Annotated in this window: 17 protein-coding genes; 7 read left to right on the top strand and 10 right to left on the bottom strand. The window is 42.9% G+C overall.

What is annotated here, in order from left to right:
* Positions 1–101: 101 nt before the first annotated feature.
* The gene (locus tag GTQ43_RS33575; protein ID WP_265277074.1) at positions 102–923 is read right to left on the bottom strand and encodes a hypothetical protein; all 822 of its coding nucleotides are present in this window, start codon (positions 921–923) and stop codon (positions 102–104) included.
* Complete coding sequence (locus GTQ43_RS33570) at positions 920–1,423, bottom strand: hypothetical protein (protein WP_265277073.1); 504 nt, start codon at positions 1,421–1,423, stop codon at positions 920–922. The genes GTQ43_RS33575 and GTQ43_RS33570 overlap by 4 nt, the downstream gene beginning before the upstream one ends.
* 544 nt (positions 1,424–1,967) lie before the next feature.
* On the opposite strand from GTQ43_RS33570, the gene GTQ43_RS33565 reads away from it, so the two are divergent.
* The 6 genes from GTQ43_RS33565 to GTQ43_RS33540 all read left to right on the top strand — a co-directional run bounded on the left by GTQ43_RS33565 (position 1,968) and on the right by GTQ43_RS33540 (position 8,265).
* Positions 1,968–2,420 (top strand): MobC family plasmid mobilization relaxosome protein, encoded by a 453-nt coding sequence (locus GTQ43_RS33565; RefSeq protein ID WP_265277071.1) that lies wholly within the window; start codon positions 1,968–1,970, stop codon positions 2,418–2,420.
* Entirely contained in the window at positions 2,398–5,526 is a 3,129-nt protein-coding gene (locus GTQ43_RS33560) for a relaxase/mobilization nuclease domain-containing protein (protein WP_265277070.1), read from the top strand. The genes GTQ43_RS33565 and GTQ43_RS33560 overlap by 23 nt, the downstream gene beginning before the upstream one ends.
* A 305-nt stretch (positions 5,527–5,831) precedes the next feature.
* The gene (locus GTQ43_RS33555) at positions 5,832–6,086 is read left to right on the top strand and encodes a hypothetical protein (RefSeq protein WP_265277069.1); all 255 of its coding nucleotides are present in this window, start codon (positions 5,832–5,834) and stop codon (positions 6,084–6,086) included.
* 252 nt (positions 6,087–6,338) lie between these two features.
* On the top strand, positions 6,339–6,659 hold the full coding sequence (locus GTQ43_RS33550; RefSeq protein WP_265277068.1) for a YdhR family protein: 321 nt from the start codon (positions 6,339–6,341) through the stop codon (positions 6,657–6,659).
* A 355-nt stretch (positions 6,660–7,014) separates the two neighbouring features.
* Entirely contained in the window at positions 7,015–7,434 is a 420-nt protein-coding gene (locus tag GTQ43_RS33545; protein ID WP_265277067.1) for a hypothetical protein, read from the top strand.
* Positions 7,435–7,479: 45 nt separating this feature from the next.
* Positions 7,480–8,265 (top strand): hypothetical protein, encoded by a 786-nt coding sequence (locus GTQ43_RS33540; RefSeq protein WP_265277066.1) that lies wholly within the window; start codon positions 7,480–7,482, stop codon positions 8,263–8,265.
* Between the two features lie 65 nt (positions 8,266–8,330).
* Here GTQ43_RS33540 and GTQ43_RS33535 read toward each other — a convergent pair whose 3' ends face one another.
* The 8 genes from GTQ43_RS33535 to GTQ43_RS33500 all read right to left on the bottom strand — a co-directional run bounded on the left by GTQ43_RS33535 (position 8,331) and on the right by GTQ43_RS33500 (position 16,936).
* Positions 8,331–8,741 carry a type II toxin-antitoxin system VapC family toxin gene (locus tag GTQ43_RS33535; protein ID WP_114085642.1) on the bottom strand — a complete coding sequence of 137 codons (411 nt, stop codon included), beginning with the start codon at positions 8,739–8,741 and terminating at the stop codon, positions 8,331–8,333.
* Entirely contained in the window at positions 8,738–8,980 is a 243-nt protein-coding gene (locus GTQ43_RS33530) for a hypothetical protein (protein ID WP_265277065.1), read from the bottom strand. The genes GTQ43_RS33535 and GTQ43_RS33530 overlap by 4 nt, the downstream gene beginning before the upstream one ends.
* 31 nt (positions 8,981–9,011) lie before the next feature.
* Positions 9,012–9,389 (bottom strand): hypothetical protein, encoded by a 378-nt coding sequence (locus GTQ43_RS33525; protein WP_265277064.1) that lies wholly within the window; start codon positions 9,387–9,389, stop codon positions 9,012–9,014.
* Positions 9,380–10,141: a ParA family protein gene (locus GTQ43_RS33520; RefSeq protein ID WP_114085639.1), complete on the bottom strand. Its 762-nt coding sequence runs from the start codon at positions 10,139–10,141 to the stop codon at positions 9,380–9,382. Before GTQ43_RS33520 ends, GTQ43_RS33525 begins: the two co-directional genes overlap by 10 nt.
* Before the next feature lie 235 nt (positions 10,142–10,376).
* Positions 10,377–14,609, bottom strand: a complete 4,233-nt coding sequence (locus GTQ43_RS33515; protein WP_265277063.1) for a chemotaxis protein CheB — start codon at positions 14,607–14,609, stop codon at positions 10,377–10,379.
* 165 nt (positions 14,610–14,774) lie between these two features.
* On the bottom strand, positions 14,775–15,338 hold the full coding sequence (locus GTQ43_RS33510) for a hypothetical protein (RefSeq protein WP_265277062.1): 564 nt from the start codon (positions 15,336–15,338) through the stop codon (positions 14,775–14,777).
* Between the two features lie 241 nt (positions 15,339–15,579).
* Positions 15,580–16,626, bottom strand: coding sequence for a Fic family protein (locus GTQ43_RS33505; RefSeq protein ID WP_265277061.1), 1,047 nt, complete (start codon positions 16,624–16,626; stop codon positions 15,580–15,582).
* 139 nt (positions 16,627–16,765) lie between these two features.
* Positions 16,766–16,936, bottom strand: coding sequence for a tyrosine-type recombinase/integrase (locus tag GTQ43_RS33500; RefSeq protein WP_265277060.1), 171 nt, complete (start codon positions 16,934–16,936; stop codon positions 16,766–16,768).
* 290 nt (positions 16,937–17,226) lie between these two features.
* Here GTQ43_RS33500 and GTQ43_RS33495 point away from each other — a divergent pair, with 290 nt between their 5' ends.
* On the top strand, positions 17,227–18,294 hold the full coding sequence (locus GTQ43_RS33495; RefSeq protein WP_265277059.1) for an NACHT C-terminal helical domain 2-containing protein: 1,068 nt from the start codon (positions 17,227–17,229) through the stop codon (positions 18,292–18,294).
* Positions 18,295–18,373 lie beyond the last annotated feature (79 nt).

Raw genomic sequence — 18,373 nt, 5'->3', positions numbered from 1 at the left:
CTCTATATAATCTCCCCAGTGCTATCTTCACCTCACCCAGTTCACTGCTCTCAACTAAATCGGCAGTTTCAGAGTAAGGATTGCTGTGATTGCCGTTGCCATTATTGTTGTTGCTCATTAGTTTTCTTCTGACCTCGACGAGAAGTAGACGCAGTAACTTTTGTCTGTTTTGATGTTGTAGCCTTCTCTAAAGCATCTGGTATAACTGATAGTTGTTGTAACCCTAGATAAGCCCCAGCTTTTTCAAGCTCTGGTTTAGCCTGATCTAAAAACCCACTGACCAATAGGTAATCCCCAAAAGGAAATCCATTCTCTTCAGTAGCAGCCGAGTAAGGTAGACCTTTCTCTGTCAACGTGTCAAAGGTCGAGTAGTCTAGCTCTGGCATTTCTATTTCTATACCTTTTAGTTCGGCTATAGCTGCCGATGTTTTGCTATTCTCCCAGCGCTGAAAACCTGAACCTTTATCCCAGCAGAGATTTTTTACCACTACATAATCTGCCTTATCGCTACAGAACTCAGCCATAGTTTTTAAGCTAGTGATGACTGAGTACCCAAGGTTAAGCACAGTCACTAGCGTTACCCGATAACCCAAATCACCTGCAATCTTGAATAGCCCAAACTTACTGATAATCTCCCTAGTTTTATTGCTTGATGCCCCCGGCATATCTACTATTATTGAGTCGGGTGATTCCGCTTTAATTTCCGTAAAGAAGCGTTTCGCCTCTGCCACCTCCAGGAAGTTCAGCAGCCTTACCCCTGAGCCAAAGTTTTGATAGTATTCGTACAGTTCTGGATTCTCTGTATCTGCATCATAAGCTAGATAATTAATGCTTTTATTGTGCATTACATCCAGCAGTAAGCGAGTAAAGGCAGTCTTACCTGTACCACCCTTGCCCCCCAGTATCATCACGATGCGTTTCATATTTCACTCCTATCGGTGATATTAAATTGGGCAGAAGTCTTAGGTGTTGTTTTTTTGCGTTTCGTAGTTTGAGATGGTGATGAGTCGGATGGTTCACTACTATTCTGTGATGAACTATCCGGCTTTACTGGTGGAATGTCATCATTAGTTGAGGTTGATGAATCAGTTAATTCTGGCTCGGAGTCAGAATTAACTGATTCATCAACCGCTTTATCTGATGATTCATTACTCGAACTATTCTCCGTTATTGTTGAAGCTTTTTTATGAAAACTCTTCAGACCACTGGCCGCTAGTTCTACCCCATGACCTTTAAACACATCAGAAACATCGTCATAGGAGTAGCCAGCGTCTAACATATCTTGAATAGGTTTAGCCAAACTGAGAACTAAATCTGACAGGCTGATAGTTTTAGGAGTCGCGGCTTTCTGTTTAAGACTGGTTTGAATATCTTCTATTTTTGATAAAGGGACAGCTTTCGGTTTGCGCGACATATTCAGCATTAGTAATAAATTATTCCATTGTAAAAAAGTCGTGGTCAGAAAAAGTTTAAGTTTCTTGTCGTGATGTGACAAATATCAACAAAAAAGGGTTTGTATCCTCGTGAGGTAGACTAGTCTAAAAAAGCAGTTACCCATGAATCAACATTCTTAGTATCAAAGGCTGTTGGCAGCATTGTTAAACAGACCCTGCCCTCGGTTACACCGAGGTAATTGCAGACAGCCACTCGTGGTTCGCCAAAGTCTCTTACTCCCCCAGCCTCCCGTTGTGCCCCCTGGTTCTGGTTTACCCTAGTCCTGTCGTGGGGGGGTGAGGCAAGCAATACACCATAACGCACTACGTGCTACTTTTACCTTCGGTAAAAGCGGTGTGTTTGCTTGTTGGGGGTATCCCCCAAACCCCCAAAAAACTATTCTTCCCAAGGGGTGAATAAGTCAAGAGATTTCCGGGTTATTCGCCTACCTGCGCGGCACTGCGTGCCATAGCAGCTACAGCGAATAACCCGGTGAAAAATAAATATTGAAATAGCTAAACGCCTAACTATTTATGCAGCCAGACCCCCGTACCAATCTCAGTAATCAATTAGCTGACACATTAACCAATCGGTCAGTAGCACCAGATGAAAAGCGAGAAGTAACCATCACGTTTAGGGCTAGCTATGCCGAGAAAGCTAGACTAGAGCAACGGTGTAGTGGAGTGGTGCAAAGTGACTATATTAGAGCGAGATTATTTGACTATCCTTTACCACATCCTAAGTTAGTCATTCCCGAAGTGAACCGACAGGCTATCTACGAGCTAAAGAAGATTGGCAACAACCTGAATCAGCAGACTAGGGCTATTAACGAAGCTGTGAAAATTGGTAGCCAACCTCTGAGTAATGAAGTGAAATCATATCTGAAAACTCTTGAAGAACTGACCGCACTTTTAGAACAGACTCGCCAATTACTCACTCAACCTACGGAAGAGGTGCAGCGCAATGATTACCAAAGTCAAAGCTAACAAATCATTCCGTGGCACTACTAAATATGTGCTTGAGAAAGAGAAAGCCAAAATAATTGGCGGGAATATGTACGGGAGAAGTACCAATGAACTGGTAGAGCAGTTTAGCCTATCAGCCCATCTTAACCCACAGCTAAAAGACCCATGCTATCACTTAATGCTTAGTGTACCGAAAAATGATAGAACGCTAAATGATGACGAATTAGCTAATCTTTCCCAACGTCACTTGGCATCGGTCATTGTGTTGTCGCGGCTTCAAGGTGATGAATCCCAAGTCAAACAGCCAGATAAAAGGATAACTGACACCAAACTAAACCAGCTAGTTGATGAGTTTATAGAATCAGAACTACCAGCTTATGACTTTTTTATAGCGCGGCACTCTGACAAAGAACACGACCACACCCACATTGTTGCATCTAGAGTTAATAACCTAGATGGTAAATCTATCCGCACTTGGAACAATTACGCCCATTCGGAACACTCCGCCCGACTGCTAGAGCGAGAATTTCAGCTAACCCCAGTCCAAAGTAGTTGGGAAAGTAAGCAAAAGGCTATGACTCGGAATCAACTGGAACGAGTCGAGAGTTTGGGACTTCCAGGCGAAGAAATAATGCGACGGGCGATTGAGCAAGTGGCAGCAGATAAACCCACAATGCCCCAGCTAATTGAGCAGTTATGGAGAGAGCATCAAGTTAAAGCAATCGTCAGTTATTACGGTCACGGTGGGGTAAGGGGTATCAAGTTTGGTATTGATATCGGCTCAGTTAATGAAGATGGTAGCCCCCGCTTGCTCTGGAAACAAGGAGGTAATCTCAATAAATATAAGTGTTCATTTACAAAGCTTCAGACAGAATTGGGGATAAACTACTACCCCTTACGGGACGATAGCGAAATTAAATACTTAAATAATTTCTTAGAATCTGTAGATAATAGCCAAGTTAATCAACAGATAATATCAACCATCTTCCCGAAAGAAGCTCAAGCCGAAACTAAACACCAGCTAAACCCAGCTAAATCAGATGCAAAACAACGAGCCAGTTCAGAACTTATAAATACAATCTCTGACTTGATTGAACAGTCAGTAGTTGAGTCAACTTTAAGTGAAACGTTGCCACAATTAACAGAACAACTCTCTCAATATCACCAGCAGCTAGCTAATAATAAAACCATATTAGATGACCTTGGATCTGCGATTGCTGATGTGGAGCAACGACTTGTATCACAAAGAGCAGTTGATGCAATTGCTAATTTTATTGAGCAGTCAGCAGTTAATGATGCCTTGATTGAAACGTTACCACAATTAGCAGAACAACTCTCTCAATATCGGCAGCAGAGCGATGCAGGTAGAACCGCATTCGACGAGCTATTAGCGGCGATTACTCAAGAGTTACAATCCCATACAGAGAAGAAAGCTATCTTATCAATCTCTGATTATATTGAGCAATCAACTGTCGAGTCAGCCTTAACTGAAGCAGTATTAGAATTAACGCAACAACTTTCTCAATACAAAGAGCAGCTTGTTACAGCTAAAACTACATTCAATGACCTGGATGCAGTGCTTGCGACTGAGTTACAATCATATCTAGAGAAGAAAGCTATCTTATCAATCTCTGATTATATTGAGCAATCAACTGTCGAGTCAGCCTTAACTGAAGCAGTATTAGAATTAACGCAACAACTTTCTCAATACAAAGAGCAGCTTGTTACAGCTAAAACTACATTCAATGACCTGGATGCAGTGCTTGCGACTGAGTTACAATCATATCTAGAGAAGAAAGCTATCTTATCAATTTCTGATTATATTGAGCAATCAACTATCGAGTCAGCCTTAACTGAAGCAGTATTAGAATTAACGCAACAACTTTCTCAATACAAAGAGGAACTTGTTACAGCTAAAGCTACATTTAATGACCTGGATGCAGTGCTTACAACTGAGTTACAATCATATCTAGAGAAGAGAGCCATTTCATCAATTTATGATTATGTTGAGCAATCTACTGTTGAATCAGCATTAACTGAAACAGTATTAGAATTAACACAACAACTTTCTCAATCTCAGCAGCAGCTATCAGCCGGAAGAACCATATTCGACGACCTGGAAGCAGCGATTGTTTATTTGGAGCAACTCCATAGATCGCAAAAACCAGTAGACGCAATTGCTCTTAATCAAACTCCAACTATAACTACAGATAAACCAAAGCTAAAAGATAATCTTCCAGCCGATTTATATGAGTATTACAGCACCGACTTGCAAAACTTATTAGTGACTGACCGAGACAAAGAAATTGCTATCAAGGCGCTATTAGATAATAAACTAGCCCAAGATGTTAAAGAAATTATACTAGCCAGTCCTGCCGGATGGACTACTGATGAAGCTAAAGCATTAGTTTTAATCGCTAACAATAAACTGGCATCCAATAGAGAGCAAAAACAGAGTTCACCCCAGTTCACGCCACCACCAGAAGATGAAAGCCTACGCCCAGTATTGCAAAACTACCTCACTCAAAAACGCGGTCTAACCAATTTCCTTGTAGAGCCACTACAACGGCAGGGGCTAGGTTATATAGACCAGCAGCGACGGGTTGTGTTTATCAAGCGAGATTTAAACGGTGAAAAGTCAGGCGCACTGATTTGGGATACTGCACGACTTGACAATCGTTGTACGGAGTACCCCGAAAACAGTTCCTGGCTACGCCCCGCCAAAGGCGATCGCTCTGACGGGTGGTTTCACCTCTTATTGGGTGTCTCGGCAGACGATAAAATCGAGAGAGTATACCTGTGTTCTTCCCCCATTGATGCCCTGACAATGGCAGAGATTGACTCTAAACGACACCTTGGGCAACCACTACCGAGAACAATGTACATGGCAGTGGATGATCCGAATGACTTGCCCTTTGAACTCCTCAGAAATATCAACAGGATTGGGCTGGCATTTAATAATGATGATCTTGGTAATGAAGCATCCCAAGTTGTTCAGAAAATGCTGCCTGTCGCTAAAAGAATTGCACCTAGTGGGCTTACTTGGAATGAGATTCTTATTGAACAGCAACAGCAGCAACAAGATATATTGGAGCAAAAGCAACCAAAGCGGGGTTTTAGTCGGTGATCCAAACAATCCTCAAGGCTCAGGGGTTGCTGCCAGATTGAACAAAATAAAAAGCTAGATTTTCATGGGAGCATTTTGCATAAATTTTGCTGACTTCCCTGATAAGTTAAGCAACAAACTTAGGATGCAGCGTGATTAATCCAATTTTTGACCACCTGCACCATTTTGTAGTGATTACCTGAGTTTTGCTTGTTAAACGTATCAGTTAGAAAATAATTTTTCTTCTGGGATATATGGCATTAGAAAAATAATTAAGTTAAAACCTTATTGCTAATATCAGTAAAACATATAACTAGGACACATTAATGGTACAAGATAACTCAAAAGACCTTGAGAGCTTTATCTACCCTCGCAGTCGGTATTATGGTCAATTTCAGCCAGAGAACATAGTGTTTAATGCCAATCTACAGGAATTTTCTCAAAAAGTTGGTTATATATCTTGCCTAGAAACATCTGGTAAACTCTCTCCTGAAGAAGCCTACAACCAAATCAGGGCGCTTTGGAAGCAGTTAAAACATAGTAAAAAAGAACTGTCTATCGGTAAAAATCAAAATATTTAAGTCATCTCCAATTCGCTTTTTCTTAACTGGAGTTGAATCCAACACACCAACTCTCAATTTTTTTATGGGGATTACTTTCTGCCCTCAGTATAGCTGCCTTCAGCCTCGCGAGGATTTTGAGAGGAGAACAGGATACCTATAAACTACATATCTGCATATTCATCTGTGAATTTTGTTGTTGTTAAATGATTGAATATTGCTATATATAAGAGAATAATTCTGGAAATATTAACAATCAGGTCGAAATTAACCATGAGTAAAGTATTTGTATATGCCGAGTATCAAGTATCTATTCCCTTCAGCCAAATTGATTGGGTTCCTGTGAATGTAGAAATGAAAAATTTTACTGGTTTAAAATCCAAAACTTGGTTGAGTGCTGTAAATACTAATAGTGTTGGTGGGTTTTATGAATTTGATTCTATAGAGAATGCACAAAATTATATTAATAGCTTATTGATTCCCTTTGCACAACAAGTCAATGGAAATCTCACTGTCAAGCTTTTTGATGGTGATGTAACTAAAGAAGCTAGTACAGGTATGAATTCTCCCTTCTATTCGGCAGATTCTCATTAGGTCTGTCCGAAATGGGGTGAAAGTAGCGAGGATACTGTTGGGGGAGATGTCGGGAAATATGGCTATAACGGCATCGGGGTTAGGGAGTCAGCACTCATTCGTTTAGGAGAACTGACCGGCATGGTTGTGTTGCAGAACAGCCATCACAGGTATTTTTCTGGCGACGCAAGAGCCGGAGATATGAATGAAGTGAAAAGACTTTGAGGCACTGATTCCACGTATTAGCCCTTATGTGGAATCGGTATTACTTATGAGTCGAAACTTAAGCTATAAGTTTTTTATTTTGATTACGGAATTTAGAACAGAAACTATGTAGTATAAATGTAAATAAAATGCCGCCTTCTGGAGGTAGTACATGGAACCACTAACTGCTGGTGCGATTGCAACTCTCGCTTTCAACACAGCTTTTGGAGAGACGATTAAGAATCTGACAAAAGCAACCCTTGATAAAATAGACGCGCTAGGGAAAAAGATTTGGCACAAGACGCGGGGAAAAGCAGGGGCACAAATAGCACTAGAAAAAGCAGAGAAAGGCTCCCAGACAGATTTAGAGAAAGTTGCTCAGTACTTGCAAGCAGTGATGCTTGAAGATCCTGATTTTGCGACGGAAATAGAAAAATTAGCTCGTGAAATTCAGCAGGAGATAAACATTGGTAATGTTCAAGGTCAGAATCTTCAGAATGTATATGGCGGAGAAGCACAACAGAACAACGCTAACAACACCAATGCCCCAGTGATTCAAGGTGGCAATGGTCATATTATCACATTCCACTGACCGCAGTCGCCCGAATCGGAACGGGTAAAGTTAAATCCGCCAAATATGCAACGATTTCATTATAATGGTCGGATTATAGATCGAAAGACACAAGCCCCTATCGATGGAGCTAAGGTTATTCTTGAAGTTCGAGGCGCTCCGTCTGTTGTCTATTCTGATACAGAAGGAATTTTCAAATTTACAGTTAATTTTGATGACGATAATATTCGTAGCGGACAAGTATGGGTAGAAGCTGATAGCTACGAGAAATATAACCGCCTCATTGAGCTATTACCTGCAAATACAGATCTGGGGAATTTTCGACTTAAAAATGCTAACGCTCCCGATAATAAAACTAACTTTTTAGATGGTATACCAATACAAGTAAAAGTGGCTATCCTAACAGCAGTAATAGGATCGATTATAGTATTAGTGGCAACAAAGATAATCTCATCATTATCTCTCTTAGAAGGTAGTTCAAGCTATAAGGAGGATGGTACTCTTGTAAGGGGATACCACTCAGATCCAATCTATATAATGGAAGCAGGTCAGCGCAGGTGGATACCAGATTTTGAAACTTTAGCATGTTTGCACGGGTTAAATCAAAATCCAGATATTCCTATCGACGATTTGAATCACATTCCACGGGGACCACATTTACCCTCAAGAAAAAATGGTGCTTTGCTAAAGTTAATAGACAGTGATGATATCTATATAATGAAAGACTGTCAACGTAGGTTTATAGCTAACAATCTTGAGAACCTTGATCAGAAATTACACCGGGATGCAATTCAAAGTGTCTATGAGGTTGATTTGAAAGACATCCCAAAGGCATTAGATCAGAACCATTAGTGGTATGTTAACGTCACGAAAGAGCCAAAACGTGGAATAGGTGGCTCAAACTCTTCTGGCTTCATTTAGCGCAACAATGCCCGAAACCCAGCTTGAACAAAATGTAGATCAGCAGTAACTGCATCTGTCAAACCTTGTTCCCACATTACGACAAAAGAAATACAGTCTGTCAAACCCCAAGTTTTATCAAGACGCTCGTTATAAAGCTGTAACGCACGGTTAAACAATGGTGTATCCACAGTTACCACCTGTAAATTAGCAGTGTTATAACACTGCTGGATAAATTGCGCTCCCCCTGGGCGATTGACAGCACCCAAAGCATTACCAACTTCTACCAATATCGCTTCTGTTACCCAAACAGCCATTGCCGCTCGTACTCTTGGCAGAAATGCTTTAGCCTGATGATGATACTGGTCGCGTTTATTCAACAAAGCCTGGATAAATACTGTATCCAAAAACAAGCGCTCATTACTCATGGATTGCCTAAATTGCTCTTAGGAGTCCCGTACAAATAATGATCGTGTTCACTAGACCAGTCCTCACATGCCTCAACAGTTCCTACCATTGCCTCCAGCACATCCCAAGCATCCCCATCGGGTAATGGGGATTTTAATTCTTGAATTGTAATGACATAACGCGTGTTCGGTGTCAAACCCAAGGGCGCATCTGGGCGCAAAACATTTCCATCAAATACAACCGTTACCATCTTGTTCATAAAAACCTTTGGAATGTTCCTTAGAGCTTATTTAAATATTTTCTATATTCTTTATTCTAGTTTCTAGATTCAATAGTGCTGACTGCAAATTCTCCTCTGAATCAATCTCTTCCCAGTTTACGGGCATTGCCTTGAACAATTCCAAAGCAGCTTGCACCCAAACTTCCTTCGGTACTTTAGCACCATGCTTGCGCTTACCTTTTTTTAGTAGCTCGTTGAGCCAGTCGTTCAGTTCGAGAGGTAGGCGCAGATTCACTGCCTCTCTATCACCTTTAATCAAGAATCTAGATTCTTGATTATTGATTATTTCTTCAGTAGACTGAGTTTCTACCTCAGTTTTGTTGAAAACCCCTTTTGCTAAAGGATTAGCACCGAGAACTGAACGCGACTTACCTTTATTTACTGCCATTTATACACCTCATTAACTAATTCCCGGTAAGAAGAAGCACCTACACCGTTTGGGTCGTATTCAAAGATAGATTGCCCGTGAGAAGGTGCTTCTCGGATTTTCACCGTCTCAGGAATCACTGTTTTAAACATCTTTGAGCCAAAATGCTCAGTTAGGGCATCCAAAACTTCTTTACTAAGATTGTTCCTGCGGTCATACCGAGTTGCCAGCACACCTGCTATGGCAATGGGATGATCTAGCTGATCTCTAACCAAAGTCAGGGCGTGTTCAATTCCTTGAACGCCCAACAATCCCAAATAGCTCATGTCTACTGGGATGATTACCCCATCGCTGGCCATCAGTGCGTTGATGGCAAACACACCCACGTTAGGCGGACAATCTATCAGCACAAAATTATATTTATCTAATATTGGAGCGATCGCTTTTTTGAGTAGCAGTTCTCTGCCTGGACGACCAGATATTGGAATTTCTTCTTCTGCCAGCAAGATGTTAGATGGTATTACATCTACACCACTAGCAGTTGTCACCAGTACCTGTGCTAACGGAACCTTGTGCTGCAACACATCTTTTAGCTGAAATTCTAGCTGCCAGATGGGAATCCCTAGTGCAGCACTAGCGTTTCCTTGTGGGTCGATATCAATAACTAATACCCTCTGCTTTTTAAACTTGACCAGACCCACAGCTAAGTTGTAAGCGGTGGTCGATTTCGCCACCCCTCCTTTCATGTTGAAGACAGCCAGTTTTTGGGTCACGTTTACATTTGACTCAGTTTGCTTATGTGGCAAATATTATACATAATATATTCTATATTCTTGATTATTTATTCTTTAATCTAGATTATCTGACTCATACAGCCATAACACGTAAGCTTTGAACACACTAGATATTGCAATTGGGGAGCGATTGCTCTGACTGCTAGATAAGGATGCTCCGCATTTTTGACTTTTTCATAATTAAAATTAGTTGCTCTGTATCCTCAATTACGAATTATGAATTATCTGTGACTCGTCCACTCAAATTTGCAATCATCAATACCAATTGAGTAAGGTCAATCGGTTTAGCTAGATGCATTTGGAAACCAGCATCAATTGCCTTTTGCCGGTCTTGTTCGGTGGCATAGGCAGTGATTGCTACTGCTGGAATTTGTCCGCCAGCAAGAGCTTCAAGCGCTCTCACCTGACGAATCAGGGAAAAACCATCTTCCTCTGGCATCCCAATATCTGCTAGAAGCACATCATATTTGCCAGGAGATTCAGTTAAAGCAGCGATCGCTTCCCTTGCCGATGTCATAACCACTACTTCAGCCCCGAAGCCTGATAACATCGACTTGATTAAGTCGCGGCTATCAGCTTGATCGTCTACAGCCAAGATGCATAACCCTTGAAGGGTAAGGGGTGGATTTTTACCATCTAATGTGTCCAGAGGCTCTGACAAAACGTTCGGCTCTAAATAAGTTGGCGGTGTAATCTCCAACGGCATTGAGCGCAAAGGCAGCCTGACAACAATCGTGGTTCCTAGTCCCTCGCCTGGACTTTGCGCTTGAACTGTTCCACCGTGAAGTTCTACAAGATGACGGACGATTGACAAGCCTAATCCAAGTCCCTGAGTTGTTTTGCTGCTGCTGGAATCTCCTTGGCGGAAGCGATCAAACACATAAGGCAGCAAGTCTGACCGGATGCCAATACCTGTGTCGCTGACTCGAATTTCAGCATGAGTATATACAGCTTCGAGCAGGATTCCCACTCGCCCACCGGCTGGAGTGAACTTAATCGCGTTAGAAAGTAAATTCCACAGAACTTGCTGTAAACGGTCAAAATCTCCGACAACTGTCGCCGAGTTCAAGTCTGAAACAATTTGAATGCTTTTCGCCTCTGCGGAAAATTCGATAGACTCAATGGCGGCATTCACTACTGAAACCAAATCGATTAGACGAGTGTTTAAATTCAGCTTGCCACTCGTAATCCGGGAGATATCGAGCATATCATCGATTAACTGAGCTTGCACTTTAGCACTCCGCTCCACCACTTCCCAGGCACGAGTGACGGCTTCTGAATCTAAATTGCGGGTGCGTAAAAGTTGCGCCCAGCCCAGTATAGTATTGAGCGGGTTACGAAGTTCATGGGAGAGGTTCGACAGGAATTCATCTTTGGCTCGGTTGGCAATTTCCGCCTGTTGACGGGCTGATTGCTCCTGTGCTAGAAGCTTAGATCGCTCTAACTCAAACTGTTTGCGATCGCTAATATCTTCAATCGCCAGCAAAATCCTTTGGGCATCTCCCTGTTGAATAATTTTCCAACCATTGAGCAGCATGGTTTTCTTCCCAATCCGCTCAAAACTATGCTCTACCTCCCAGTTTTCAATAGTGGTATCGTTGGCAAGAATGTCTTCTAAGAGCGATCGCAGTCCGGGCAGGTTCCATTGACCATTTCCTAGTTCAAAAACCAGAGATTGGGCTGTCTCTGATGGTGAAACGTGAAATGTTTCATAAAACGAGCGATTGGCTTTGTTCACCCGGAAATCAGAATCAAGGACGATTAACGGCACTTGTACCGTCTCCACAATCGCTTCAGCGTAATTCCGGGCTTGTTCTAAGCTTGCGGCACTGCGTTTAAGAACATCAATATCTATTAACACCAACACTACACCGTCAATCTTGTTTTCTGTGGTGCGATAAGGACGGATGCGGAGGTTGTACCAATGTCCCCCCAGAGTTTGGACTTCTAATTCTTTGATACTGAGTGTGTCAAGTACCTCCAAAATTAGAGTTTCTAAATCAGGAACATCGAGATTCGCTCTGATATCGCTCAAGGGTCGTCCAGCATCGGTGGGAATTAAATTGAAAATTCGCTGCGCCATTGGCGTAAAACGTCGAACGCATAAGTCCAAAGTCAATATCAAAATGGGAATATTGATACTGGCAAGCAAATTCGTGAGATCGTTGTTAACTTGGTGTAATTCCTGATTTCGAGAGCGAAGTTCATCATTAGTTGTGTTGAGTTCTTCGTTGGTTGCTTGAATCTCTTCTTTGGCAGTTTCTAGCTCCTCATTGGTGCTTTGCAACTCTTCATTGCTGGAGAGGATTTCTTCATTAGCAACTTTCAGGTCTTGATTGATGTCTTCTTGCTCTTGGATCACCGCTTGTAGATATTCTTGAGTCGCAGCCCGCTCTTGAATGGCGGTTGCAAGTTCCTGCGTGAGCCGAACAATCTCCCGCTCTATATCTCCTGGCTCTGAGCTTTCAGAATTTACCGGACTGAGGTTGCTAACCGTAGGTGACGCTTGTTCAAATAAAACCAGAAAGTAGAGTTCTTCGTCAGTCGCAGGTTTGAATGGAATCACCTCAAGATTGATGATTCTGGAAAGATCGCCGGATTCAATCTGTAAGCCTTCTCTTCTAACTAGAATTTTTTGCCGTTGTGCCTGATAAATTGTCGCCCGTAGCTCGGTGAGCAAGCCTTCGCGCACCATTTTGAATAAGTTAAGACTCGGTTTCCCAGGTGCAAGTTTGAGGTAGAGATCGATTTCTCCCCGAAATTGCAGCACGTCCATCTTGTCGTTGATCACCACACCCACGGGGGCATAGCGATTCAAGATTAGTTGGTCAGTTTTTCTTTCTAAATCCAACTCATCCGATGGATTCTTAAACACCATCTTCGGTTCGTCCACTTTTACTATCGGATAATTGCTGGTAACGAACGAAAAAATTGGACGAATTGCAGTTAGCTTTTTGGCATAGATTTTATACTTTTTGTCAATCAGAGTAAACCAGTCCGAATATTTGCCTGTGCTTTCTGAAGTCCCTAGCAGCAGAAAGCCAGTCGGGTCGAGACTGTAATGAAAGATGGGCAATATCCGTTTTTGCAACGTTTCGCCCAAGTAAATCAGTACATTCCGGCAGCTAATTAAATCTAAGTTGGAAAAAGGGGGATCGCTGCCCAAGTCTTGTCGGGCAAACACACACAGATCGCGGACGGCTTTGCTAATTTTATATCCACCGCCCTCAAGGGCATTAAAAAATCTGCGGCGGTTCTCTGGTGAGACTTCCACCATTTGATTCTCTGCATAAATACCCGTTCTCGCTTTCTCAATCGCGATCTCGCTGATGTCTGTGGCAAAAATCTGGATCGGTGGCTGGGTTACTTTATCCGCCAAAAATTCCAGCAAGGAGATGGCGATGGAATACACTTCTTCACCCGTCGAACACCCTGCTACCCAAATCCGAATCGGCAACCCTGCTGGCTTGTTTTGGATGATGGTGGGAAAGACTCGCTCTTTCAAGAGTTGAAATGCTTCGGGATCGCGGAAAAACTGGGTGACGTGGATCAGAATTTCTTCATAGAGCGCCTTGACTTCACCCGGATTCTCTTGCAAATACTGGGCATAATCCTCCAAGCGTTCTAGTTTATATAACAGCATTCGGCGCTGGATTCGGCGATCAAGGGTGTTGGGCTTGTAGTGGCTGAAGTCAACGCCAGTTTGCGATCGCAATAATACAAATATAGTCGCCAGGGCATCTCCCTGTTCGGGCAACTTCTCAATTGCGATCGCTGGCAAAGAGCCAGAAATAAAAGGATTGTGACTGAGGTTTGCCAGTTCCTCGGCGATTTTTTCAGGCGATAGCACAAAATCGACATTCCCGGTGGCAACAGCAGTATTGGGCATACTATCGAATTTGGCCGTGTCTTCACACTGAGCAAAAGTCACGCCTCCGGCTTCCTTGATTGCCTTTAACCCAAGTGAACCGTCTCCATCTGCTCCAGATAAAACCACTGCGATCGCTTTGTGCCCTCGATCTGCTGCCAATGAAGTAAAGAACGCATCAGCAGGCATATATTTACCCTGAACTTTCTCTCGCGGCGTCAGTTGCAACACCCCACCAGACAAAATCATCTTGGTGTTAGGCGGAATGATATAGACTTGGTTCGGTTCTACAGTCACGCCGTCTTGCACTTCAGTGACGGGCATTTGAGTTTGTCTTGCCAGAATCTCGCTCAATAGACTCTTGTGGTTAGGATCTAAGTGTTGAATCAGTACAAATGCCATCCCTGTATCGGTAAGCAAATGGCTGAGTAACTGCGTGAATGCCTCTAATCCACCCGCAGAGGCGGCAATGCCAACGATGGGAAATAAAGCATCTGCAATGTCTTGCTGCTCTACGTCGAACACTTCATTAGCGGTAGATTCAGATACAGGTTGCTCAAAGGGTTGCTCGGATGTCATAGGATGAAGTCTAGCATCACAATGGTTTGGCAGCTAAGGTTTGTATTTGGCAGGACTGTGCCAAAACGGGAAAATTGTAACTGTAATACTTTTATAAATTTATATGTAGTCACCTGTAAATTCTTCTCATACACTGGTTTACAGCTTTCTATCCTTTGCTGTTTCTTAATTAACTCTTACTACCTTCCAGGCTGACTGGTTCCCAATCTTGCCAGACCTTACAAAACTGAACGACCCACGAGTAAACTGCTGTTCGCCCTTCTTCACTCTCGGCTTACACCCTAAAAGCCCCTCCACTTCAGATGAAGAGAGAAGCCAACCCTCGGTAGCCGCAAGCTGAAGCTCTTTGAGGTGCTGTAGTGGCTCGGCGGGTCGCAGGTGATGAGCGATCGCTTCTACCAACTGAACCACCTCCCCAAGTGCCAAGTCTGGTTGCCCAGTGGTCGGTAAGAGTCTGTCCACTAGTCTACTGGACGTGTCTAGCGTGTCCACTGGACTGTTCATTAGTTCAGCTTTGGGGGATTTGAAATCATCCATTTTCCCCCCTGCGCTGATATGGTCGTGCAGCTGATCGAGCAATTCCACATCACTTGCAGTAATGTAAGATTTATTCCCCTGCTTGAATGTCTTAATGTCGAGCGCGTCTATCCGGTTGTAAACCGCTTGTTTCCCAAGATTGTACCTATCAAGGAGTGCAGCAACGGGGAACGGGTCAATTTGTACTGTCATAAGAGTGTCCAGTGGACGTGTCTAGTATGTCCACTGGACAGTCTATCACGCGGCGATCGCTAATTTTGGCTGCTGACTTTCTCCCAGCCCCCTAATTGCCGATGTCGTGTAACTACCATTAACCGACATGAAGGGGAAATGATTCAGCCTTTTGAGGCTCTAGCCCATAAGAGACGCAACTGAATTGACCAACAAATAGGTACTAACTAGCCTTACAGTACCTATTTAATAGGTACAGTACCTATTTCTTCTGCCAACGGGCATCCGGGCCGCGCCCCAAACATTCCAGCCGCCCCTCAGTCCGCTCAAGGCGCAGAATGCGGCGAATTAAGTCAATACCCACGGTAGGGCATTGTGACTGTAAATCCTTGATAGAAAAATCAAATGGCATATTGCTAATAGCATCAAGCACCATAGCGGTTTTAGCGCCCTTGGCATTTGTCACCAACCCGACTCGCTGCTCAAACTCTCGGTACGCCGATAGCACAAGGACTCCAAAAAAATACTCCCACCAAGGCAACAAACTATGATGCCCAAGATGCCAGTTCTGCGACGACTGGTAAAGCGTATCGTAGTAACTTTCCTTCGTCCGCTCGACGATTCGCTCCAAACTAATAAACCGTCCCACCTCGTAACCAGCCTTGTATAGTAACAGTAGCGTCAGTAGACGAGCCATGCGTCCATTGCCGTCGCTGAAAGGGTGAATGCACAGAAAATCCAGGACATAGGTTGGTATTAGCAGTAATGGCTCAATTTCATCTAACTGCCAAAGGGTGTTGAACCGTTCGTGCAAACTTTCCATAGCAGCTGGTGTGGCATAAGCTGGGACTGGCTGAAATCTCACTCTGACTGTCCCATCTGGATGAATTTCGCTAATTTCGTTGTCTACTGACTTCCAGCGCCCACCTTCTACGACAGCAAACTGATAAAGGTCACGGTGCAGCTGTAACACCACCCCAGGAGTGAAAGGGATGTGGGCATAGCTAGTGTGAATCGTCGTCAGCACATCTCGATAGCCAGCAATTTCTTGTTCAGAGCGATCGCGAGGAGTAGTTTTTTCGGCTACTAGTTCCTTGATGCGTTCCAGTGGCGCGGTGATGCCTTCTATCCGGTTAGAAGACTCGGTACTCTGAATAATCGCAGCAAGGCGCAGGGTTTCCAATACTTGGGGCGATTGTTCTTTGAATAACTCCTGCTTGCCTTTATACTCGCCAATCAGCCGGATGGTGCGTAGTAGATTTTGAGTAATCTGTCGGCTCTCAATAAAGCCAAGTTCAAAAGATTTCATAACTGGAGTTGCCAAACATTTGCACTCGCGCGTGAGCTATCGCTGCTGATATCAGTCAATGCACCAGCTTACAACACTTTCAAAATTGAACACCTCCTCTGGTGCATACCGGAAAACATTGCTCAAGAAATGGTTTGTCTTAAAAAACCAAAGTAGAGATAGCATTTTCTTTCTGCTGCTCAGTCACACCCAAATATCGCTCCAGGGCTGCAAGTGAGCGATGACCACTGATTGATTGAATGTGGCGCAGGGGTACTCCTGAATCACTCATCCAGGTTAACGCCGTCCGCCGAAAGCTGTGGGAAGACATTCCATGCTCATCCAAATCGGGGTACAGCCGGGATACCTGCAATTTGGGACACGTTGTAAACAAATGTTGCAGAAACCGATTTTGCGATTTACTAACTTGCCCAAAAATGGTATTAAGACATTCAAATTTTTGCACACTAAAATCAACTCTTCACGCGATTCAGTCTCTTAAACTTGCCCATAAATGGCCATTTATGGTGATGTTTTCATCTTCAGTTGACATCAAAACCCCGGTAGGAAACAAGGCTAAATCAATGGTTTCGACTCTTTAACGTTACAAAACTTTACAATGTGTCCCAATTTACCCGTATCCCGGCTGTATCCCTTCAGGAGCATTTCACGATTAAATGGCTGACCTCACTTAATTCTAAGGAATTAGCTAACAAGGTTGCAGATCAGCGATGGCAAGAAGTCGTTAAACAACTTGTAAAATCGCAACAGCCAGCTGATAAGTTAGTGCGGCTGATCAAAAAAGCTATTGATCAATCAATTAAAAGTGAACCAGTATTGCAAAATTTCTTAACCTGGGTTTTTAAAAAATCAGGCTCTATCCAAGCAAACTATAAACCAGTAGCGATTCGAGCCTTTTATTTTGCCCTGGAGTACTTCTATACTCGTGACCTTGCCCAAGACTTTGCATCTGACCCCATTTTTGTACTCGATATTGCCCTTCAATTTGACATTGCTGATGATATTTTATCCAAGCTTAACCTTGGTCTTTCCAATAACTTTTACTTCAATCACAATCTTAATCTTATTGCTGAGTACAACTCCACTATATTTGATGACCTCACTATTACCCTTCATCTTATTAGTACCTTGATTAATTATCACAGCCGTGGTCGTACCCATACTCATGACCTTGAAGGTTTAAACTACGAGCAAGCCTATAATTTGGGCTTTTACGAAAATTTTCAAGAAGACCTTTTCAACGAACTTGAACAAGAACTTAACCTTGACCTTATCGATGGCTTAGATAATAACCTAGCATTGGATTGCAAGAATCTCTTTAATCGTACTGCTATGAATGCTTTTAACCATACACAAGCAGAAAAGCTAGACCAACTAGAGCAAGCACTGTCTACACCCCGTATTGCAGATTTGGAGTTCCCGCAATGGTGGCAGACGTATGGTAATCAGTGGGTTAAAGAACTTCGTCAATTGATAATAAAGCATTGTGATATTGGTCATGATTGGCAATTCAGCTATGCACAAAAAAAACAACTCCAACACTATTACGATGTCAACAAATTTCTCGTCGACTTGATAAATATTCAGGGGGCTGTCAGTGACACTACCTGCATCGAAATTGAAAACACCCTGCTGCTTCCTTGGGAAGAACTTCAACGGCGTTTTTAATTTACAGTTGCAATCTTTTTAACTGGGGTTAAAAATCTTGTTGAGTAATTGTAAATAGACCTTTCCGAAATATTATCGT

This window comes from Nostoc sp. KVJ3 (assembly GCF_026127265.1).
Classification (GTDB): domain Bacteria; phylum Cyanobacteriota; class Cyanobacteriia; order Cyanobacteriales; family Nostocaceae; genus Nostoc.
Note: the sequence above shows the minus strand (reverse complement) of the source record. Positions and strands in the feature narration are given on the sequence as shown.